This window comes from Streptomyces sp. NPDC052079 (assembly GCF_040680275.1).
Taxonomy (GTDB): Bacteria; Actinomycetota; Actinomycetes; order Streptomycetales; family Streptomycetaceae; genus Streptomyces.
The window spans coordinates 1-20,925 of record NZ_JBFAWL010000015.1 but is presented as its reverse complement, the minus strand read 5'-3'; the positions used below and the strand labels follow the sequence as shown (position 1 = coordinate 20,925).

At 70.5% G+C, this 20,925-nt stretch carries 19 protein-coding genes and 1 pseudogene; 11 read left to right on the top strand and 9 right to left on the bottom strand.

The window, feature by feature from the left end; all coding sequences use genetic code 11:
* The first annotated feature begins 211 nt into the window (after positions 1–211).
* From AB0L56_RS21435 to AB0L56_RS21410, 6 genes are all read left to right on the top strand, one after another.
* Positions 212–1,393, top strand: a complete 1,182-nt coding sequence (locus AB0L56_RS21435) for a nucleotide disphospho-sugar-binding domain-containing protein (RefSeq protein ID WP_361028307.1) — start codon at positions 212–214, stop codon at positions 1,391–1,393.
* Positions 1,390–2,970: an FAD-dependent monooxygenase gene (locus AB0L56_RS21430; protein WP_365425379.1), complete on the top strand. Its 1,581-nt coding sequence runs from the start codon at positions 1,390–1,392 to the stop codon at positions 2,968–2,970. The genes AB0L56_RS21435 and AB0L56_RS21430 overlap by 4 nt, the downstream gene beginning before the upstream one ends.
* Positions 2,971–3,059: 89 nt before the next feature.
* Positions 3,060–5,537, top strand: a complete 2,478-nt coding sequence (locus AB0L56_RS21425) for an excinuclease ABC subunit UvrA (RefSeq protein ID WP_365425377.1) — start codon at positions 3,060–3,062, stop codon at positions 5,535–5,537.
* 27 nt (positions 5,538–5,564) lie between these two features.
* Entirely contained in the window at positions 5,565–6,230 is a 666-nt protein-coding gene (locus AB0L56_RS21420) for a PadR family transcriptional regulator (protein ID WP_365425375.1), read from the top strand.
* A 62-nt stretch (positions 6,231–6,292) separates the two neighbouring features.
* The gene (locus tag AB0L56_RS21415) at positions 6,293–7,255 is read left to right on the top strand and encodes an ATP-binding cassette domain-containing protein (protein WP_365425373.1); all 963 of its coding nucleotides are present in this window, start codon (positions 6,293–6,295) and stop codon (positions 7,253–7,255) included.
* A 12-nt stretch (positions 7,256–7,267) separates the two neighbouring features.
* Positions 7,268–8,020: an ABC transporter permease gene (locus AB0L56_RS21410; protein ID WP_361028293.1), complete on the top strand. Its 753-nt coding sequence runs from the start codon at positions 7,268–7,270 to the stop codon at positions 8,018–8,020.
* A gap of 76 nt (positions 8,021–8,096) precedes the next feature.
* Here AB0L56_RS21410 and AB0L56_RS21405 read toward each other — a convergent pair.
* Positions 8,097–8,528: pseudogene (locus AB0L56_RS21405) on the bottom strand (transposase); the annotation flags it as partial.
* 260 nt (positions 8,529–8,788) lie between these two features.
* Between AB0L56_RS21405 and AB0L56_RS21400 the strand changes: the two are divergent.
* Complete coding sequence (locus AB0L56_RS21400) at positions 8,789–9,040, top strand: integrase core domain-containing protein (RefSeq protein ID WP_365425371.1); 252 nt, start codon at positions 8,789–8,791, stop codon at positions 9,038–9,040.
* A 254-nt stretch (positions 9,041–9,294) separates the two neighbouring features.
* On the opposite strand, the gene AB0L56_RS21395 is transcribed toward AB0L56_RS21400, so the two are convergent.
* The 4 genes from AB0L56_RS21395 to AB0L56_RS21380 are packed head-to-tail and all read right to left on the bottom strand — an operon-like array spanning position 9,295 to position 12,473.
* Positions 9,295–9,627, bottom strand: coding sequence for a putative quinol monooxygenase (locus tag AB0L56_RS21395; protein ID WP_365425369.1), 333 nt, complete (start codon positions 9,625–9,627; stop codon positions 9,295–9,297).
* Positions 9,628–9,665: 38 nt separating this feature from the next.
* Positions 9,666–10,691 (bottom strand): NAD(P)-dependent alcohol dehydrogenase, encoded by a 1,026-nt coding sequence (locus AB0L56_RS21390; protein ID WP_361028285.1) that lies wholly within the window; start codon positions 10,689–10,691, stop codon positions 9,666–9,668.
* Positions 10,688–11,470 (bottom strand): iron-sulfur cluster assembly protein, encoded by a 783-nt coding sequence (locus AB0L56_RS21385; protein ID WP_365425367.1) that lies wholly within the window; start codon positions 11,468–11,470, stop codon positions 10,688–10,690. Before AB0L56_RS21385 ends, AB0L56_RS21390 begins: the two co-directional genes overlap by 4 nt.
* Before the next feature lies 1 nt (position 11,471).
* On the bottom strand, positions 11,472–12,473 hold the full coding sequence (locus tag AB0L56_RS21380; RefSeq protein WP_361028279.1) for an amidohydrolase family protein: 1,002 nt from the start codon (positions 12,471–12,473) through the stop codon (positions 11,472–11,474).
* Positions 12,474–12,646: 173 nt separating this feature from the next.
* On the opposite strand from AB0L56_RS21380, the gene AB0L56_RS21375 reads away from it, so the two are divergent.
* The gene (locus AB0L56_RS21375; protein WP_365425364.1) at positions 12,647–14,155 is read left to right on the top strand and encodes a GAF domain-containing protein; all 1,509 of its coding nucleotides are present in this window, start codon (positions 12,647–12,649) and stop codon (positions 14,153–14,155) included.
* Between the two features lie 725 nt (positions 14,156–14,880).
* Here AB0L56_RS21375 and AB0L56_RS21370 read toward each other — a convergent pair.
* Positions 14,881–15,447 carry a type 1 glutamine amidotransferase domain-containing protein gene (locus tag AB0L56_RS21370; RefSeq protein ID WP_361028273.1) on the bottom strand — a complete coding sequence of 189 codons (567 nt, stop codon included), beginning with the start codon at positions 15,445–15,447 and terminating at the stop codon, positions 14,881–14,883.
* A 1,224-nt stretch (positions 15,448–16,671) separates the two neighbouring features.
* Between AB0L56_RS21370 and AB0L56_RS21365 the strand changes: the two genes are divergently transcribed.
* Both AB0L56_RS21365 and AB0L56_RS21360 read left to right on the top strand, forming a co-directional pair.
* Complete coding sequence (locus tag AB0L56_RS21365) at positions 16,672–17,262, top strand: thioredoxin domain-containing protein (RefSeq protein ID WP_361028267.1); 591 nt, start codon at positions 16,672–16,674, stop codon at positions 17,260–17,262.
* Positions 17,263–17,524: 262 nt separating this feature from the next.
* Entirely contained in the window at positions 17,525–18,676 is a 1,152-nt protein-coding gene (locus AB0L56_RS21360; RefSeq protein ID WP_365425362.1) for an LLM class oxidoreductase, read from the top strand.
* A 41-nt stretch (positions 18,677–18,717) separates the two neighbouring features.
* Here AB0L56_RS21360 and AB0L56_RS21355 read toward each other — a convergent pair whose 3' ends face one another.
* Both AB0L56_RS21355 and AB0L56_RS21350 read right to left on the bottom strand, forming a co-directional pair.
* Entirely contained in the window at positions 18,718–19,326 is a 609-nt protein-coding gene (locus AB0L56_RS21355; protein ID WP_361028261.1) for an NAD(P)H-dependent oxidoreductase, read from the bottom strand.
* Between the two features lie 13 nt (positions 19,327–19,339).
* Complete coding sequence (locus AB0L56_RS21350; protein WP_365425359.1) at positions 19,340–20,185, bottom strand: aldo/keto reductase; 846 nt, start codon at positions 20,183–20,185, stop codon at positions 19,340–19,342.
* Between the two features lie 321 nt (positions 20,186–20,506).
* On the opposite strand from AB0L56_RS21350, the gene AB0L56_RS21345 reads away from it, so the two are divergent.
* Entirely contained in the window at positions 20,507–20,743 is a 237-nt protein-coding gene (locus AB0L56_RS21345) for an aldehyde dehydrogenase family protein (RefSeq protein ID WP_365425357.1), read from the top strand.
* On the opposite strand, the gene AB0L56_RS21340 is transcribed toward AB0L56_RS21345, so the two are convergent.
* The coding region (locus AB0L56_RS21340) for an NAD(P)H-binding protein (protein WP_365425355.1) at positions 20,691–20,925 on the bottom strand (235 nt) is incomplete at its 5' end. The two genes, AB0L56_RS21345 and AB0L56_RS21340, sit on opposite strands and share 53 nt — an antisense overlap.

Here is a 20,925-nt window from a genome sequence, read left to right as displayed (position 1 = left end):
CGCCTTCATTGCGACCTGCCTTCGGTTCGGACACAGAAGCAGCGGCGTCCCGCAACTGTCCGCGCCGCACTGTCCCGCACGGTCCTGGAAGCGGATCGCGCGGCCCTGGAGCGGCGCTGGAGGAGGCCGGCACCGTTCAGCCTCAGCCGGGCCTCTAGGCCTCCTGCCTAGCGTCGGGTGCGTCTCCCGATGTCCAGGATCAGGGGCTTTCATGCGCATCTTGTTCGTGACGTCCGTCTCCGCCTCGCACCTCGCTCCCATGGTTCCGCTGGCCTGGGCCCTGCGGTCCACGGGGCACGACGTGCGGGTGGCCTGTGACGCCGACACGGCACCGGGTGCGCTGGCGCTCGGGCTGACCGTGGTGCGGGTGAGTGCGGACGGCGACTTCGCCCGGCGGCACCGCGAGAGCGTGCGGGGCGTGCCCGGCGAGCCGTACTACCGGGAGCGGGACGCGCTGCCCCGCATGTTCGCCGACCGGGCCCTCGCCATGCTCGACGGTCTGGCGGCGCTCGCCGACCGCTGGCGGCCGCACGCGGTGGTGCACGAGCCGGTGGCCTTCGCCGCGGAAACGGTCGCCGCCGCACGGGACATCCCCACGCTGCGGCATCTCTGGGGTCCTGACCTCTTCGGTACGCCGCCCGGTGCCTGGCTGCGGCACCGGGTGCGCGAGCTGGTGACGGCCGAGGTGCCGGGCAGCGCGTGGCCGTCGGCGCGGGAGGTCCTGATCGACCCCTGTCCCGCTCCGCTGCAGCGACCGGGGCCCGGCGCCGTCGTCCCGGTCCGTTACGTCCCCGTGGACCGGCCGGGAACGGTCCCGGCGTGGCTGCTGGATCCGCCCGGAGCACCGCGGGTCTGTGTCACCTGGGGGACGTTCGCCGACGGCATGCCGGGCGGCCATCCGCTGATGCGGGCGATGCGCGCGCTGCCGCGGCTCGGCGTGGAGGTGGTGCTCGTCGCGCGCGCCGAGGACCTGGCCCGGCTGGGCCAACTTCCCGACAGCGTAAGGGCGGTGACCGGCGCGCCCTTGCACGCCGTACTGCCCTCGTGCACGGCGGTCGTGCACCACGGCGGGTCCAACACCGCGCTGGGTGCCGTGGTCCGCGGACTGCCGCAGCTCGTCGTGAGCGACACCTTCGAACGGGCTCTGAACGCCCAGCGGCTGGCGGAGACCGGCGCGGCGGTGCACCTGGAGGCGCGGGAGGCGGAGGCGGATCCGGGCGCCGTCGTGGCGGCGGCAGGGCAGCTGGTCGGCGACGACCGGCACGCGCGGGCCGCCGCGGAACTGCGCGGCCTGGCGCTGACCCGCCCGTCCCCGGCCCAGGTCGCCGGTGGCTTCGAGGAACTGCTCGCCCAGTGGCCCGTAGCGGGCGCACCGATCACGGAAGGCGCATGATGCACAACACCAACGCGGACGACGCCGTACTGACGACGGACGTCGTGGTCGTGGGAGGAGGCCCGGTCGGCCTGATGCTGGCCGGTGAGCTGCGGGCCGGCGGGGTGGAGGCCCTGGTGCTCGAGAAGCTCGTCGAGCCCGCCGGTCACGACCGGGCGGGGGCCCTGCACATCCGGACGGTGGAGACGCTGGACCTGCGCGGGCTGCTGGACCGGTTCATGGAGGGAACGCAGGTCGCCAAGGGGCTGCCCTTCGCTGGAATCTTCACCCAGGGCCTGAACTTCGGGCTGGTGGACACCCGGCACCCGTACACGGCCCTGGTGCCGCAGTCGCGCACCGAGGCCCTGCTCGCTGAGCACGCGCGCGAGGCGGGCGCGGGGATCCGGCGCGGTCACGAGGTGACCGGGTTACGCCAGGACGCGGAAGGGGTTGAGGTGACGGTGGCGGGGCCGAGCGGCCCGTACCGGGTGCGTGCCCGCTATGTCGTCGGCTGTGACGGCGGGCGCAGCGCGGTGCGCCGGCTGGCCGGCATCGGCTTCCCCGGCACCGAGGCCACCGTCCGCGCCCTGATCGGCTATGTGACCACTCCCGAGCGCGATGTGCCCCGCCGCTGGGAGCGTACCCCGGACGGCATTCTGGTGCTGGCGTTCCCGCCGGAGGGCGGCCTGGGCCGGGTGGTCGTCATCGAGTACGGGCACCCGCCGGCGGCGGACGGGGGACCGGTGACCCTGGAGGATCTCAACGCCGCCGTCGCGCGGGTGCGGGGCACTCCCCTGACGCTGACCGAACCGGTGTCGTGGCTGTCCCGGTTCGGGGACGCGAGCCGCCAGGCGGAGCGCTACCGCAGCGGACGGGTGCTGCTGGCCGGTGACGCGGCGCACGTGCACTTCCCGATCGGCGGCCAGGGACTGAACACCGGTCTGCAGGACGCGTTCAACCTGGGCTGGAAGCTGGCGGCCCGGGTCCGCGGGTGGGGTTCGGAGGAACTGCTCGACACCTACCACGACGAGCGGCATCCGATTGCCGAGCGGGTCATGCTCAACACGCGGGCACAGCTCGCCCTGATGCGCCCGGACGAGCAGCACACCACCCCGCTGCGCGGCTTCGTCGAGGAGTTGCTCGGCACGGACGAGGTGAACCGGTACTTCACCGGCATGATCACCGGTACGGACGTGCGGTACGGGACGTTCGCCCCCGCCGCCCCGGCGCGGCCGCATCCGTGGGCGGGGCGTTTCGTCGGCCACCTGGTGCTGGCCGGCCCGCCCGAGGGGCCGATGCCGGTGGCCGAACTGCTGCGTACGGCACGGCCGTTGCTGCTCGACCTCGCGGGGCGGGCCGATCTGCGGGAGGCGGCGCGCCCGTGGTCCGACCGGGTCTCCGTGGTCGCGGGCGAGGCGGCCGTCGAGCCGTCGGCGCAGGCACTGCTGGTCCGCCCGGACGGCTACGTCGCCTGGGCCGGTTCGCCGGATGCGACGGCGGACGAACTACGCGCGAGCCTGGCCCACTGGTTCGGCCCGCCGACGGCCGAGAGCCTGCCGACCACCGGGGGCGCGCCGGCCGCCGAGGGCGCACCCTGAGCGCCTTGAAACCCTAATAGCCGAGGTCTTATATTCGCTCCCGACTAGTCACTATTCGGAACCGAATATAAGAGACCGAGGAGGGTGCCATGGGATCCGGGGAGCACGCCATCGAGGTGGTCGGTGCCCGCACGCACAACCTGGACGATCTGACGGTCTCCGTGCCCAAGGGCCGGGTCGTCGCGTTCGCGGGAGTGAGCGGCAGCGGCAAGACCTCACTGCTGATCGACACCATCCACGCCGAGGCCCAGCTTCGGTATCTGGAAGGGATCAGCCCGTTCGTACGGCAGTTCATCACCCCGCGGGACCGCCCGCAGGTGACCCGGATCGAGGGGCTGCCCCCCACACTCGCCGTCGACCAGCGGATTCCGGCGCGCAGCCCGCGCTCCACGCTGGCCACCGTCACCGGAGCCGACGATTATCTCGGTCTCGCCTTCGCCCGGCTGCCTCCGCTGGCCAGGGACTGGGACCCGACGCTGGGCGCGGTGCTGAAGCCGGCGCAGTTCAACCCGGGCATGCCGGAGGGGTGCTGCGCGCAGTGCCGCGGCAGCGGAGGCGGGGCCCGGTCCGCAGAGGCCCTGCTGATCACCGAGCCCGGCCGGCCGCTGCTGGACGGGGCGTCGCCGTGGTTTGCCATGGCGCGCGCTCCCGAGCGGGCGACGGTTCAGGCGCTGGCCCGCCGCTTCGCGGCGGATCTCGCCCTGCCCTGGCACGAGCAGCCCGCGGAGTTCCGGCGGGCGGTGCTGCACGGCACCGGCGAGGAAGCCGTGGAGATCGCCTACGAGGCGACCATGAAGAAGAGCGGCACGGCGGTCAGCGTCCGTGACAGCCGCCCGTGGCCGGGGGCGATCGCCGAGGCGGAGCGGCTGTACAGCGGTGCGGCCAGTCCCGCCGTCCGGGCGACGTACGAGCCGTTCGTCCGTAACGAGCCCTGTGCCGCGTGCGAGGGGACGGGCCTGGGCGTGGTCGCCCGTACCGTGCGGCTCGGCGGTCGGCGCCTGCACGAACTCCTCGACCGCCCGGTCAACGACGTGCTCGACTGGGCCGAAGGCCTGCCCGCGACGCTCGGGTCGGCCCAGCGGGAGGCGGCGCAGGCGATCCTGCCCGCCCTCCGGGCGCGGCTCAGGCTGCTGGTCCGGCTCGGGGTCGGACACGTCCAGCTCTCCCGCCCGGCTCCCACGCTGTCCGGCGGGGAACTGCAGCGGGCCCGGGTGGCGGCCCAGCTGTGCACCGATCTGTCGGGGGTGGCGTTCGTCCTGGACGAGCCGTCCGCCGGACTGCACCCGGCCGACAAGGCGCGGCTGGGCGAACTCATCGAGGAGCTGCGCGGCTCCGGGAACACCGTCCTCATGATCGAGCACGATCCCGAGCTGATCTCCCGGGCGGACTGGGTGATCGACGTCGGCCCGCGGGCCGGGCGCGGGGGCGGACGGCTGGTGGCCCAGGGCACTCCGCGGGATATTGCCGCCGTCCCCGAATCGCTGACCGGCCGCTATCTGGCCATGCCTGGCGGACGGGTGCGGCGCGCCCGGCGCCCGGTGCGCGCCGACCGGATGCTCAGCCTGACCGACGTCGACGTGCGGACCGTGCGGGCCGACCGGATCGACATCCCGCTGGGCGCGCTGACCTGTCTCACCGGCGTGAGCGGCAGCGGCAAGAGCACGCTGCTCATGGACGGCGTGGCCGGGGCGGTGCAGGCCCGGCTCGACGGGACGAGCGGGCCGGGTGTCGGCGACGTGGACTGGACGGGCCCGCTGCACTGGGCGACCGTGGTCGACCAGGAGCCCATCGGCAGGACACCGCGCTCCAATCCGGCGACGTACACCAAGGCGTTCAACCTGATCCGCAATCTGTTCGCGGGCACCGACGCCGCCGCCCGCCGCGGGCTGACGGCGGGCTCGTTCTCCTTCAACTCGCCGGGCGGACGCTGCGAACCGTGCACCGGGTACGGCGTACGGCAGGTCGACATGAACTTCCTGCCCGACGTCTGGGTCACCTGCGACGTGTGCGACGGCAGGCGGTTCGGGCCCGAGGTGCTGGCGGTGACCTATCAGGGGCTGGCTATCGACGAGGTGCTGGACCTGACCGTCGACGAGGCGAGCGAGCTGCTGGACACGCCCGCGCTGCGGCCGGTGCTCACGGCGCTGCGGCGGACGGGGCTGGGCTACATGCGGCTGGGGCAGAGCGCCACCGTGCTGTCCGGCGGCGAGGCACAGCGGCTGAAGCTCGCCGCCGCGCTCACCAAGGGCGCGCGGCAGCCCGGACTCGTGGTGCTGGACGAGCCGGTCACCGGTCTGCATCCGGCGGACGTGCAGGTGCTGGTCGACGCGTTCGACATGCTGATCGACGCGGGCAACACCGTGGTCCTCGCCGAGCACGACCTGCATCTGGCCGCCGCCGCGGACTGGCTGATCGACATGGGTCCGGGCAGCGGTGCGGCCGGCGGCAGCGTGCTGCACTGCGGCCCTCCGGACACCCTCCGCCCGGACTCGGGCCCCACCGCCGGCTATCTGCGCGGGCTGCTCCCGGGCCAGGGCGCTCCCACGGCATCAGTCGATGCCGTATAGTCGGAACCGACTAAAGGAGGTAGGCAGATGGCGGTGCGCAAACGGCCGGTGTCCAACCTGCTCGGGCTCGCGGTCCTCGGGCTGCTGCTGGAGCAGCCGATGCATCCGTACGAGATGGCCGCGACCCTGCGGGAGCGCAACAAGGACACCAGCTTCAAGGTCAGGACCGGCTCGCTCTACGACGTCGTGGACGCCCTGGTGCGGGCCGGCTGGATCGCCGAGCACAGCACCGAACGCGCCGGACGCCGGCCGGAGCGCACCGTGTATGCCCACACGGACCTGGGCCGCAAGGAGTTCATGAGCTGGCTCGACGAACTGGTCCGCACCCCGGTGAAGGAGTACCCCAGCTTCCTCGCCGCGGTGAGCTACCTCGGCGCCCTCGGGCCCGAACGCGCCGTCCAGGCCCTGCGGGAACGCATCGCCCGCCTGGACGAGCAGATCGAGGAGGCACGCCAGGCACGGACCGCGGTGCTGGACCAGCACACGCCGCGGCTGTTCGTGATCGAACTCGAATACGCCCTGACCATGGCCGAAGCCGAGCGGGACTGGGCCCGGCGGATCGTCGCCGAGGTCGACGACGGCACCCTCACCTGGCCCGAACTCACCACCAAGGAGGGCCGCGAGGTATGGACCGACCAGGACGAGACGGAAGACAAGACGACGCACGACAGGACGGAGAAGCAGCAGGCATGAGCGCACCACCCGCAACGCACGACCAGCGGGCCGCACCGTATCCGCCGAGGAGGGCATTACCCATGATTCAGGCCAAGGGGCTGGCCAAGACGTTCACCACCAAGCAGGGCCCGGTCGAGGCGGTGGCCGGAGTCGACTTCACCGTCCAGGCGGGCGAGATCGTGGGCTTCCTGGGGCCCAACGGCGCCGGCAAGACCACCACCATGCGGGTGCTGACCACGCTGCTCCCGCCGAGCTCGGGCACGGCCGTCATCGCCGGCCACGATCTGCTGCACGAGCCCGCGAAGGTCCGCACGCACATCGGCTACGTCTCCCAGGCGGGCGGCGCCAAGCCCAGCTCTCCGGTCCGCCGGGACCTCGTCCTCCAGGGCCGCCTCTACGGCATGTCCCGCCCCGAGGCCGAGGCCCGCGCCGACGAGGCGATCACCCAGCTCGGCCTCGAAGAGCTCGCGAGCCGGGTCATTCAGACCCTCTCCGGCGGCCAGCGCCGCCGCGTCGACATGGCGCTGGGCCTGATGCACCAGCCGAAGCTGCTCTTCCTCGACGAACCCACCGCCAACCTCGACCCCGAGAGCCGCAACGACGTCTGGGAGCACATACGCCGCCTGCGTGACGAGCGCGGTACCACCGTGTTCCTCACCACCCACTACCTCGACGAGGCCGACAGCCTCTGCGACCGTGTCCTGATCATCGACAAGGGCCGCATCATCGCCGAGGACAGCCCGCGGAGCCTGAAGGCCGCCATCTCATACGACACCATCGAGATCGAGGTGGACGGCGACACCGCACGGGCCACCGAGCTGCTCACCGCCCACCGCGACGTCCACGAGGTGTCGGTGAACGGCCTGGTCCTGTCGATCAGTTGCCGCGACGCGGAGCGCCTCCTCGTCGACCTGCTGCGCACGCTGGAGTCCGCGCGCATCCGGGTGGAGTCCCTGCGGGTGCTGAAGCCCACGCTCGACGACGTCTTCATGACCATGACCGACCAGCGTTCGCAGCGTGGCGCGGACGCCGTCCACGCCTGAGGGGAGCCAAGGATGCACACGATCCGCGACGCGGCGATCATCTTCCGCGACGAGGCCGCGGCCGTGGCCCAGAAGAGGATGGGTCTCCTCATCGGCCTCGTCCAGCCGTTCGTCTACATGGCCCTGTTCGGCCCCCTGCTGGTCAAGATGCTGCCGCAGGACGGACCGGCAGCCTGGCAGGTCTACATCCCCGGGCTGCTGGTCCAGCTGGGCCTGTTCGCCACCGGCTACGCCGGGTTCGGTCTCATCCCCGACGTCCGTTCCGGCTACCTGGAAAGGCTGCGGGTGACCCCGGCGAGCCGGCTCGGCCTGCTCCTCGGCAGGGTCCTCTGGGACGTCCTGGCCCTGTTCATCCAGTCGGTGGTCATCGTCCTCATCGCCCTGCTCTTCGGCCTGCGCGCGCCGTTCGGTGGCATCGTGGCTGCCATCGCCCTGATGATGCTCGTCGGCATCAGTCTGGCCTTCCTCTCCTACGCGCTGGCCATGAAGCTGACGTCGGAGTGGCTCTTCGCCCCCGTCCTCAACGGCATCGCGCTGCCACTGATGCTGCTGTCCGGCATCCTCCTGCCCCTGACCTACGCCCCCGGCTGGCTCCAGGCCATCGGCGACGCCAACCCCCTGCGCTACGCGGTGGACGCCATGCGGGACTTCTTCACCGGCGACTACACCTCCCACCACGTCGTGGTCGGCGTGGCCGTGGTGCTGGGCCTGATGGTCGTCTCGGCGGTGGGCGGCACCCGCATCTTCGCCAAGTACAACGCGTGAGCCGTCCGGCACCGGACACGGTACGGCCGCATTCCCAGGCCCTGGGCTCGGGAATGCGGCCGTACCGGGCTTGATCAAGGCGGCGGGGTTCCCAGAGGCGGGCCTTGCCGGTGAGGGCGAGCATGGGCATCCAGGCCAGCAGATCGAGAGCGATCTGGACGATCTCGAGCCAGACCTTGTTCTGCGCTGTTGTCTGGAGAGGCAGGTTGCGCAGGCCGGTGGCCCGGGCGGCCCGGATCCGGTCCTCGGCCCTGGCCCGCAGCCGGGGACGGAGCTCGAGGGTGGCGATCGGCCGGTCGGGGGTGTTGGTCGCGAAGCATGTGATCCGCATGCCGTCCGCGTCCGTGATTCTCAACTGGGCGCCGGGATGGGGCCGTTCCTTGCGGACGATCAGTCTCATGCCCTTGGGCCAGCCGTCCAGGAGTCTGCCGGTGAGTTCGGCGCCCCAGGCCCCCTCACGGGCCTCGCCATCGGTCTCGACGGCCGGAGTCCAGGCTGAGGCGGGGACCTTCAGCGCGTGGTCGTGGATGGCTTCGGCGACCTCATGCCCTCCGAGTAGGACAGCCACCGTCCTCGCCCCTCGCGAAACGGCCCCGCCCTGCTGTCCTTCAACCTCGCTGGGTGTGATGTCGGAGTGGATCTGCTCGTGCACCCGGTAGACCTCGTCAGCGACCTTCAACGCCTGCTTCACGTAAGCAAGAGAGCCCGCCTCCTCCGAAGGTCCAGTGTCGCCGGCGCAACCGCGGCGGCGACCGCCAGGCCGACTCCGTGGGGCGCGTCGGGTCCACGCTGGACAACGCCGCCGCGGAGTCGTTCCACTCGGTCCTCAAGGTCGAGTACATCCACCGGCACACCTTCGCCACCCGCACCGAGGCCTGGCTGAAGACCGCCACGTGGGTCGCGGACTTCTGCAACACGAAACGCCGTCACAGCGCGGCCGGCGGGAAGCCACCCGCCGAGTTCGAACGGATCATCCAGGAAGCGCGAGCTCGGACCGATCAGGAAGGCCGGGCCGCATAACCAACGTCTCTACGCAGCCAGGGGATTGACAGATCCGTCATGGACGACGGCAGCAAGACGAGCAGCGTGGACAACACGGGCGAGTTGATTGGACAGACCCCGCCAGAGGGGCTCGCGGCGCCCCGGCGAGGTCAGCACGGACGCGTTGCCTCGCCCTGGGGTCGCGGGGGTGGAGCCTGGAACGACAACCTGCGGATCCGCGAGACAGGGTGGGGGTGCTGCCGGGAACTGCCTGCCAGGCAGGCAGTTCCCTCTCAATCCCGTACCGGAACGGCCATTTCCCCGAGCAGTGACCAACCCTGCTGCGAGACCGTGACGTTGACGATCTCCGGGGTCCGTATGAGGTGGGGCGGCAGGGCGCTCCGTGCCTTGGTGAAGTGGTCGGAGGTGACGTGGGCCAGGCCGGCCTCGTCGTCGCGGAAGGCTTCGACCAGCACGTAGACCGTGGGGTCCTCGGTACTGCGGGACCAGTCGAACCACAAGCATCCGGGCTCGCCGCGGGTGGCATGGGTGAACTCGCGGGTGGTGTCCGGCCAGGTGTCGGCGGATTCCGGCAGAACGTGGAACTTGGCGGTGATGAAGATCAAGGCAGGTCTCCCTGAGGGCCTATCAGTCGGCGATCCGTTCAGGGCACGAGAATGGCCCGTCCTCGTACCCGTCCGGCGTCGAGGTCGTCCAGGGCGTCCTGGAAGCGGTCAAGGGGGTATGGGGTGGTGTGCAGCCGTACCTTGCCCCGGGCTGCGAGCACCATCAGTTCGCACAGGTCGTTGTAGGACCCGACGAGGTTTCCGATGAAGTTGATTTCGGCGGAGATGATGTCGATGGTGGGTACGTCGATGTTCTCGCCGTAGCCGACCACGTGGTAGTCGCCCGCCCGCCGCAGCATGCGCACGCCGTCGCGCGTGGCGCCGCCCTCGCCGACGAAGTCGATCACGGCTTCGGCTCCGCCCCCGCCGGTGAGGGCGAGGACCTCCTCGACTTGATCGCCGCCGCTCATGACGCCGTGGTCCGCTCCGATCGAGAGGGCCAGCTTCAACGCGTCGGGATTTCGGTCGACGACTACGATCTCGGCGGCGGTCAGTGCCTTGAGGACCTGCACGCCGATGTGTCCGAGTCCGCCCGCGCCGATGACCACGCACCGGTCGCCCGGGCGGAGACGGCGGGCCGCCTTGGCCACGGCGTGGTAGGCGGTGAGACCGGCGTCGGCCAGCGCCGCGACGTCAGCGGGTTCCAGGGAGTCGTCGATACGGACGACGCTGCGGGCGGAGGTCTTGAGATACTCGGCGTAACCGCCGGCGGTGTCTATGCCGGGGAAGAGGCTCTGCTCGCAGTGCACGTCGTCGCCCGAGCGACACGCCCGGCACAGCCCGCAGGTGATCAGCGGGTGGACGATGACCTTGTCGCCCTCGGCGACGTTGGTGACGGCACTGCCCACTGCGTGCACCCAGCCGGCGTTCTCGTGCCCGATCGTGTACGGCAGCGTGACGCCCGACTTCTCGGCCCACTGGCCCTCGAGGATGTGCAGATCGGTGCGGCAGACGCCGGCCCCGCCGATCTTCACGATCACGTCGTACGGGCCGGTGACCGAGGGAGCCGGTACGTCCGCCAGCTCGAGGTTGCGGTCGTATCCGACGACCTGGACTGCCTTCACGGGGTGTGCTCCTTTTCGAGGGTGATGAGAGTGCTGTCTTCCGGGCGGGGCGACTGGTCCGGGGCGGCGTCCGGATAGCGGGTACGCAGAAGGGCACGGCAGAAGTGCGCGTTGCCGTCGATCGACAGGCGGACCGACCTGGCGAAGCGCAGCCGCAACGGGATCTCGCCCGCCGGGTAGGGCAGTCCATGGTCGTCGACCATGGCGGGGTCGGATGGTGATGTGCCGAGCCCCAGGGCCTCGCGGCGTTGCAGCAGTGCGCGTGTCGCTTCGGTGTTCGGGAGATCGCCGAGCACGATGCCGTGCAGTCGTTCCTCGGTGAGTGAGGTGTCCTGCCGCAGCAGCGCGGTGAGCGCGCGTTCCATGGCGGCGGCGTGGGCTTTGCGGCGGAAGATCAGCCGCAGTTCCTCGAGGTCCTTCTCCGCCTCGGCTTCGAAGGTCCCGCGGTAGCCGGCGTCCGCGGCCAGTCCGCGGTTGATCAGGTCCGAGTCGTGATGGTCGTCGAGCAGCACCGTGACCGCGCCGACTCCGGGGAGGGCGGTCAGGACGTCTTTCGCGTCGGACGCCATGAGGTAGGCGAAGTTCGGCGCGCAGAACGAGGTCGGCAGCCGCAGGTGCACGGTCAGCCGGTGATCGCCGTCGGCCTCGATGGACCGTACGAAACCGAGGTCCGTGATCGGTTCGTCCAGCTCGGGATCGAGGACCTTGTCCAGCGCCTGCCGGGCACGCTCCTCCAGTGTCGCGGCACGCTTCTCGCGCGCCGGGGCATGCGCCGCCATCTCACACCCCCGCCGGCTGTGCCAGGGCTTGTTCGGCGGGGACCGGGATGTCGTACAGGGCCGCCGCGTTCAGCCCGAGGATCTTCTTCTTCTGTTCCACGGTGATCGGCGGGTACTCCCCCTGCATGTCCTCGGGGATCTGGAAGTCGACGAACCTCTCGATCAGCCAGCGGGGAGTCCACAGCGCGTAGTCGCTGGAGAACTGGATGCGGTTCTCGTCGAGCCAGAACAGGAGCTCGCCGAGGATCTGTGCGAAGTACCGGGGACGGCGGTGGATGAAGGGCATGGCGACCGCGAGACCGGCGTGCACGTTCGGTTCCTGCGTGGCGATCCAGCAGAAGTCCTCGAGGCGGGGCAGTCCGCAGTGCTCGACGACGAAGTTCAGTTCCGGGAAGTCGCTCGCGGCCTTGTCGACATCCGCGACGTCGAACGCGTCCCTGTCGAGCGGCCGGATCGTCGGACCCTTGTGGATGTGGATGTTCTTGATGCCCAGTTCCTGGGCTGCCTCCAGGTACCGGTACGACCACTTGTCGTCGAGTTTGTAGCCGCGTGAGTCGCCGTGCCATTCCGCGGTGTACAGCTTGGCACCCTTGAGCCCGAACCGTGCCGCGTCCCGGCGGAGCTGTTCGATCCCCTTCTGCTCGAGACGTGGGTCCCAGCAGTGGTTGTAGGTCAGCCGGTCGGGGTGCTGCTGCGCCAGCGCGAAGGCTTCTTCGGCCTGGCCGAAGCCGTTCTCGAAGAACGCTCCGAGATGGGCGGGCTGGAAGATCGCATGGTCGACGTGCCCGTCGTCGAAGAGGTCCTTCATCAGGCGCCGGCCGCCGTAGTAGAGGAAGTCCTCGTACGGCCACAGCTCAGCTTCCGGGCTGAGGTTGCGGTGATAGTCGTAGAAGCAGTCGATGAACTGCTTGCCGTGGATGTTCAGCTGGTTCGAGGGGCGCGCGTCCCACAGTGCGACGTGCGCGTCCACGATGAAGTAGTTCTCGCCGTCCTTGGCGTACATGTCGGTCTCCGTCCCGGTGACGACCGTGTTTCGGAGAGCGACGTTAGGCAGTGTCGCGGCGATGGGGCAGGCCCGTACCGTCTCACTTTGAGACAGTCGGCCGGGAACGCTGTCCGGCACCCGCGTCGTAGCCTGATCGCAGATCGACGCACGGGCTCAGTGTGGAGGCCGCAGTGGACCACAACCGCAATCCGGCGCCCGTCGCCCGCCACGAGGACGAGGCGACGGCCGCAGAAACAGCCCTGCTGACGCCCCGCCTGCAGGCGTCATGGCAGCGCAGCCGACGGTACGGCCTGACTCCGGAGGACCTGCGGCCCGACTTCACGGGCACGGTGGACACCGAGTGCCTGCTCTACGAATGCGGCCACGAGGTGCTTCAGGGACTCAAGGACACGCTGGCCAACGAACCGGTCGGCATGATGCTCACCAGCAGCGACGGCTTGGTGCTGTTCCGGTTGTGCAGCGACTCCTCGGTCAGCCGGTCCCTCGACCGAGTCAACCTCGCCCCCGGCTTCTCCTTCTCCGAGAGCAACGCCGGCACCAACGGGATGGGCCTCGCCCTCGCCGACCGCGCACCCTCGTTGGTACGCGCCGAGGAGCACTACTGCACCAGCCTGCGGCAGTACACCTGCGCCGCGGTGCCCGTGCTCGACCCCCTCACCCGGGAACTCGCGGGCAGCATCAACCTCACCACGTGGTCGGACTCCTCCTCGAAGCTGCTCCTGGCACTGGCGCAGGCGGCGGCAGGGAACACGGCCGCCCTGATGCTCGCCCGCACCACCGGCAGGAAGCCACGTCCGGCTCCTCGCGGCGAGGTGTTTCAGGTGTTCGCGCACCGAGCCCAGGCGGGGAGCGAGTCCCTCCTCCTCTCCTCACGCTGGACGGACGCGGTCGCGGAAGCCCGTACCGCCCTGGCCGAGGGCCGGCTCCTCGCCGTGGTGGGAGAGCCGGGAACGGGCAAGTCGACCCTTGCGGCCCTCGCCCGGCGTCAGGTCCGGTCCCGGGAACGCATCCTGTGCGCCCGTCCGCCGCTGGCCGACGACATCACGCCGTGGATGGGGATCTGGGCTCCGGAGCTGGCCAAGACGGACACCTGCGTCATCACCACAGGGGTCCACACACTGCCCGCGTGGGCAGCCGAAGACCTGGCCGAGCTGCTCTCCGGCAGACCGCGCCGGAACACCGCGGACCAGCACCCGTACCTGCACCCGGCCATCGTCACCGCCGAGAACTACGCACGCATCCCCCAAGCCCTGCGCTCACTGGTCGGCGCCGTGGTGGAAGCCCCCACCCTGCGTTCCCGCCCCGACGACATACTTCCCCTGGCGGACCACTTCGCCCGCGGGTTCCGGGGCCGTCCCGTCACCTTCTCCCCTGCGGCTGCCCAGGCGCTGTCCAACTATCACTGGCCGGAGAACAGCGGGCAGCTCCAGCGGATCGTACGCGACGCCGCTTCCCGCACCGACGTCGTCGACCTCCGACACCTCCCCGGCGAGGTCTTCGTCGGCACGCCCCATCGGCTGAGCCGGATACAGGCCCTGGAACGGGACGAGATCGTCAGGTGTCTCACCGAACCGGCCACCACAGTGGCGCAGGCTGCGGACGCCCTCGGCATGAGCCGGGCGACCATCTACCGCAAAATCGCCCAATACGACATCACCATCCCCGCCCGTCCCCGATGAGGAGGGACAACCCGTCCCTGGAGCTGTCTCGCGTTCAGGATCGCGGCCGCTTGCAGGTCCTGGTACGTGTCGACGCCCAGAACCACGTCGACACCTTGATCCGACGGGCGCTATGAGGGGCGCTCGTGAACTGGCGATGCGGCCCCGGGGTGCGCGGAACTCCCCCTTCGGTCCGGCCTTTCAGCATCCCCCTGGCGGTGGAGCTGTTGCCGTGGGCAGTCGGCAGCCTCGCGACGGGGACTGACGGGCCGACACGACCCCGCGTGGCGCTTCACAGCGGTGGGCGTCTTGAGGCGACCCGCACACGGCGGTCGACCTCCGGGGCTCACCCGTATGCCGGTCCTGTACCGCCGCGTCCCCTTCCAGGAGCGGACTATCCAGGGTGAGGCGGAGCGCCGTTGCCGCGACCCGGGCCGGACCGCTGGGTCGGCTGTCCGCTGGAGGACGGCAGCGCCTGCGCCGCCCGCAGCCGCAGGGGTGCTCGGCGGACCGGCCGAGGCTGGGCACTCCGGGACGCAGGACCGCTTCCTCCTCTCCACGCCGGCACGGCGCACTGCGGCGATCCCGTCCTGGGGGTGGCGGTCGACGCGGCCGCAATAGGGTACGGACCGGCGGCCGCACGGAGCGACGCCACGGCCGACCGGCCCGTGGGATGGGGGCGGGTGGGCCCAGCGGGCCCACCGCCGTGCACCGCCTGCTCTCGTCGAGGCGACCAGGCCGCTGATTCAGCCGGGCATGGGATGGTGCGCCTGGGCGAACTGCTCCACGACGGCGGCGCAGAAGGCGGGCAGGTCGGCCGGGCCGCGGCTGGTGATCAGCTGCCCGTCGACGACCACCTCCTGGTCGGCGACGACCTCCGCGCCGGCGTTGCGCAGGTCGGTGCGGATGCTGGGCCAGGACGTCAGGCGGCGGCCGCGCACGGCGTCGGCTTCCGCCAGGGTCCACGGGCCGTGGCAGATCGATGCGACCGGTTTCCCACTGGCCATGAAGTCCCTGACGAACTGCACCGCGTGGCGGTCCATGCGCAGCTGGTCAGGGTTCATGGTGCCGCCGGGCAGGAGCAGGGCCTGGTAGTCGTCGACGGAGGCGTCGGCGACCAGGCGGTCCACGGGGAAGGTTCCCGCCGGGTTGAGGTCGAACTGGCGGGCCTGGATCTCGCCGGGATGGAGCGAGAGGATCTCGGTCTTCGCCCCTGCGCCCTGCAACGCACCGCGCGGCTGGTCGAGTTCCACGCGTTCGACGCCGTCGGTGGCCAGGATTCCCACCCGCATTCCTTGGAGTTCCTGTGTCACGGTAGGGCTCCCTTCACGAGTCGCTGGTAGTACGGGGCGAGCGGCAAGGACACCCGGCAGGGTCCGCATCCCCACTCCTGGACCGTGGACCGCGAGGCCCGGTCGGGGTGTCCCGAACGGACATGTGCGCGCGTCCAGCCGGAGATGCCGTCCCGGTGGGGGGCGACCTTGGTCCAGCCGTCGTCGCGATCGGCGGCATGCACCGGGGCGCGACCGCTACAGCAGCCGGTCGAACACCGCGGCCACGTCCTCCCAGTGGCCGGTCTGCGGCTTCTTGTCCGGCGCGGAGGAATTCGAGCTTCGACACACGCCAGGAACCGGACGGCGTCGTTCGCTCACGTCCGCGCCGCCATCGGCTGTTACCCGGTCGAGATTCGCAGAGCCCCCTGCTGAGCGCCTCCGCACCCGAGACCAAAAAAGAACGCTTCCTCCTACCCTGGCAGAGCAGCATGAAATGCGCGGGCCCTTCGGACGGCCGTGCCGTACCGTCCGAGGTCATGCCCATCCCTGGGTGCGGGTGAAAGCCGCACAGGCCGTTCCCCCCAACGGTCCATCGAACTGGAGGCGTGGCTGAACTGCACTTGTGCTGGGAGGTGTACCGGGCACACTGCTTTTCCTCCCGCTGGGAGCAGGCAGAGTGCGTCTCGCATCCGAAGGATGAAGAGGTCCGATGCCACTCGGCCTCTGCTGAGGCGCACACACCCTGACACGCATCACCTCCCACGCACACCGCACCCTTCGGTGGCTGTCTCAGGACCCACCCCCGGACAGCTGCAAGGCTTCAGAAAAAGAACCACTCATGGACTACGACAACTTCATCGACACCATCACCCGGCGCGCCTCTGTCCCCCCGGAAAAGGCGGAGCCCCTCACCCGAGCACCCTGGCAACACTGGCCGAGCGGCTCACCCGGGGCGAGGCGGAGGACCTCGCGTCCGAACTGTCCAAGGTCGGTTCCGCCAGGTCATGTCCCAGTTGCCCCGGGACTTCGAGGCTCTCGTCGGCGCCCCGGGTCGGAGGAGCCATGACCGACGAGGTCGGCTCCATCATCGAGGGGAAGGAACCGGCCGTGCTCACGGGGGCCGGTGGCGCGGCATGTGCGCCTTTCCGGTAACCGCATTAGAGGCCCCGGCGCACGCGGCGGGCTTTTGACCTATGGCCGGCTTGCCGTTCCTGTCGCGTGTTATGACGCGAATTCCATCGACTTTACGACAGAGGACCCGGCATGAGTACTCAGACGCCCCACATCAGCTTGCCCTCGCGCGTTCCGGCCAGTGCCTCGCCGAACGGGGACGGCATTGTCGTCGGAGCCGGCCCGGTACAGGTGGATGCTTTCATCGACTTTCTGTGCCCGTTCTGCAAGCAGTTCGAGGAGAGGAGCGGGCCGATCCTCGACGAGCTGGTGGCGGACGAGGCGATCAGTCTCGTCTACCACCCGATGGGTTTTCTCGACGGCCTGTCCACCACCCGGTACTCCTCCCGTGCCTCGGCGGCCTCAGGCTGCGCGTCCGACGGCGGCCACTTCACGGAGTACCTGTACGCGCTGTTCGCCAACCAGCCCCCCGAGGGCGGGCCCGGCCTGTCCGACGACGAACTGGTCCAGCTCGGCCGCGCGGTGGGACTGGCGGACAGTTCGTTCGCCGCGTGCGTCCGGCAGGGCGTCTACCTGGACTGGAGCTCCTATGTGACGGCGACAGCCGTCCAGCGGGGTGTGAGTGGAACACCGACCGTGGCCGTGCAGGGCGTCCCGGTGCCGGCCAACCCCCGGACCATCCTCGTCGCGGTTCGTGCCGCCAGTGCCGGTGTCGGCGGATGAGGCGCCCGGTCAGCCGCGAACCGGCTCCACGAGGTCCTGGAACTCGCTCGGCAATTGCGATCCGACGTGCCGGATCTCTCCGTCGACATAGAGGTCCATTTCCTCGTTGTAGAAGGCGACCCCTTCAGGCGACCAACCCCGCGACGGGATTCACCTGACGGGTCGGTAAATTGTGCGTTTGGGTCAGATAGGAGTAGGTGGTTCAGCAGTAGCGGTGACCACTCGTCGAGGCGAATTCGGGAATTTCCGGGCCATCACGGATATGCCCTCGGCGGGCGTCACGGGCCCTGGAACGACGCGCCCCAGCACGGCGCAACGCACGGATGCGGACCCGGACACGGCCGATTCGCCGGAGGATCGCATGACACAACCGACAGTTCCGTCAGCCGATGTCCCCGTGGACGTCCAAGGCGAGGCACAACGGCCGTTCCCCGAGCACGCGGCCATGGCTAGGGCGTATCCCGGCGGCAGGATGACCGTTGGCGCCATCACGCCCCTGGAGGGCTTCGAAGGGCCCGTGCCGTCCCTCGCGGGGCACATCGAGCGGATCCAGCAGGCCGAGCGGGCCGGTTTCGCCTCGGTGTGGGTCCGTGATGTGCCGCTGCTGGACCCGAGCTTCGGGGACGCCGGGCAGGTCTTCGACCCGTGGGTGTACCTGGGGCAGCTCAGTGCCCGTACCACCTCGATCACACTGGGGACCGCCAGCATCGTCATGCCGCTACGGCATCCGTTGCACACCGCCAAGGCGGCCGCCTCGGTGGACCAGCTGTCAGGCGGACGGCTCCTGCTCGGGGTGGCCACCGGTGACCGGCCCGTGGAGTTCCCGGCCTTCGGTCAGGATCCGGGCGGCCGGGCCGAGAGGTTCCGTCAGTCGCTGGAGTACTTCCGTGTCGTCCTCGAGCACCGTTTTCCGCACGTGGAGTCGCAGCTCGGCCACATGCGCGGCACCGATCTGCTGCCCAAGCCGGTGTACCGGCGGATCCCGGTACTGATGACGGGACGCGGCAGGCAGGACGTCCGGTGGATCGCCGACAACACGGACGGCTGGCTGTACTACACCCCGCCGCTCCAGCAGCAGGCCGAGAACATCAAGCGGTGGCGGGAGCTGACTCGGGGCGATGACGGTGGGTTCAAGCCGTACGCGCAGGCCACCTATCTGGATCTGGCCGAGGATCCGCTGGCCCTGCCCCGGCACATCCACCAGGGCTTCTCGGTGGGCCGGGTGTCGTTCCTGGCGATGATGCGGGCCTGGCAGGACATCGGCATCGACCAGCTGATGATCAACTTCAAGCACAGCCGCCGTCCGGTCGCCGAAGTGATCGACGAACTGGCCGAACACGTGCTGCCGCACTTCCCGCCCGGACGCTTTGAAGCGCGCGGCGAGCAGCGGCCGGTGGAGCGGACCGGGCCCTGAGGAAGCACGACACCGGCGCCCCCTGCGTGACAGGGCCGGGCTCAGTCCCGGATGGCACCGGACGGCCGCTCCTGCGCGTAGTCGCACGTGCCCTCCGCCCAGAACTGCAGGGCCGCCCTGGTCACCTCCGCGCCGAGGCCGCACAACTGGTCCGCGACCGCCTGGTCGGTGAGGCGTCCGTCGCCGTCGAAGACCCGGGAGGACCGCGGGACCGCGAACACCAGCGGCACGGCCCAGCCGCGCAGCGACCGCACGATGAACTCCATCGCGTTGATCGCCTGCAGGCCCTGCACTCCGCCGGCGGTCGTCAGCATCCCGACGGGTTTGTTGCTGAGGTAGGGCGGGTCGTGGTCGGCGAGAAGGGCGAGCCAGTCCACCGCGTTCTTGAACGCACCGCTGACCGACCCGTGGTATGTCGGGCTGCTCCACAGCAGGGCGTCGGCGGCCTGAACGGTGTCCGCGAGCCGGCGGGCGGACGGAGGGATCCCGTGCTGGGACGTGTAGAACGGCAGACGCAGCCGCTTGAGGTCGAGCACCCGGGTGTCGGCACCCGCATCGGCCGCCCCCTCGACCGCCACGCGCAGTGCGGTGAGGCTGGTCGACGGAGTGCGCAGCGAACCTCCCATTCCGACGACGAGCGGGCGCGTCATCCTGTCAACTCCCTCAGAGCATCTCCAGGGGCGTGGGCCCGCTGGGTGGCGGGAACGCCTCGTCGAGGGCGTCGAGCGCCTCGGTGGGGAGGTGGAGGTCCAGCGCGCCGCGGTTCTCCCGCACGTGGTCGGGTGATCCGGAACGCGGGATCGCGGCCACCCCCTGTTCCAGCACCCAGGCGAGTGCCACTTGGGCCGGCGTCGCTCCGAGCGCCCGGGCCACGGCACTCAAAGCCTCGACCTTCAGGATCCGCCCCTGCTCGATCGGGGAGTAGGCCATGACCGTCACCCCGGCCTCACGGCACCAGGGGAGAAGATCCCACTCGATGCCGCGCCGGGAGAGGTTGTACAGCACCTGGTCGACGGCCACGGCGTCGCCACCGGGCAGGGCCATGAGCTCGGCCATGTCGGGGACGTCGAGATTGCTCACGCCCCAGTAACGGATCTTCCCCGCCTCCATCAGGTCGGTGAATCCCGCAAGCGTCTCCTCGAGCGGCCACCGTCCCCGCCAGTGCAGCAGGTAGAGGTCCAGCCGTTCCGTACGGAGCCGCCGCAGGCTGCCCTCGCAGGCGGCGACGGTGCCCCTCCGGTCGGCGTGGCGGGGCAGCACCTTGCTGACGAGGAAGACCTCCTCCCGCCGCCCCCGGAGGGCCTCCCCGAGGAGCTCCTCGGCTGCGCCGTCGCCGTACATCTCCGCCGTGTCGACGACGGTCATGCCCAGGTCCACGCCCAGCCGCAGCGCGGCGATCTCCTGTTCACGCCGGGCCGGGTCCTCGCCCAGGTACCAGGTGCCCTGCCCGAGTGCCGCGATCTCCTCACCGGCGGGCAGAGCAATCGTTCCGGCCGATTCCGCAGACATCTCGGGCCTCCCGCCTGCCGCGGATCCATGTCACGCGCACCGCACCGGGTGCCCAGGTCCGCGCCTCCCAGACAGCCGGTCTCGCATGCGCCGCAGAACGGTCAGGAGGGACGGGCGGACTGCGCCGAGAGCTCGCCGGGAGCCACGCCAGGAGAGCGCCGATGCAGCAGAGCTCGGGCGGCAACTCCGCGCATGTGACGCGAACCACCGAGGACCCCAGTGCCACAGCTTGCCGTGGCAGGCCGTGGCAAGGGACGAATCAGCACGTGTGAGCGGGTCCTGGCGCGGAAACCCAAGCTGCCCCGACTTCAGGGAGGCGTCATGGACGCCCATGTCACTGCCCAGTCAAGCCCCATCACCACGGTCAACCCGTACACCGGTGAAAGGGTTCGTGAGTTCCCGGCGCTGAGCGCGGAGGACGTAGGGCGCGCGATCGACGCGGCGCACCGTGGCTTTCCGAACTGGCGTGCCCAGTCGACGGCCGACCGGGCAGCGGAGTGCGGCGTCAGCCGCCGGCCACGGCGCGTACCGCCTCGTCGACCGGGGTGGATCCGCTGATCAGTTCGAGGATGCGCCCGGCGGTCCTGGGCTCGTGGAGCAGAGCGGCGAGCACCGCAGCCACGTCATCGCGCGGCACCTGGCCGCGGCCGGTGTGCTCGGCGAGCGTGACGCGGCCGCTACCGGGGTCGTCGGTCAGCCACCCCGGGCGCAGAATCGTCCAGTCCAGTCCCGGACGGGAG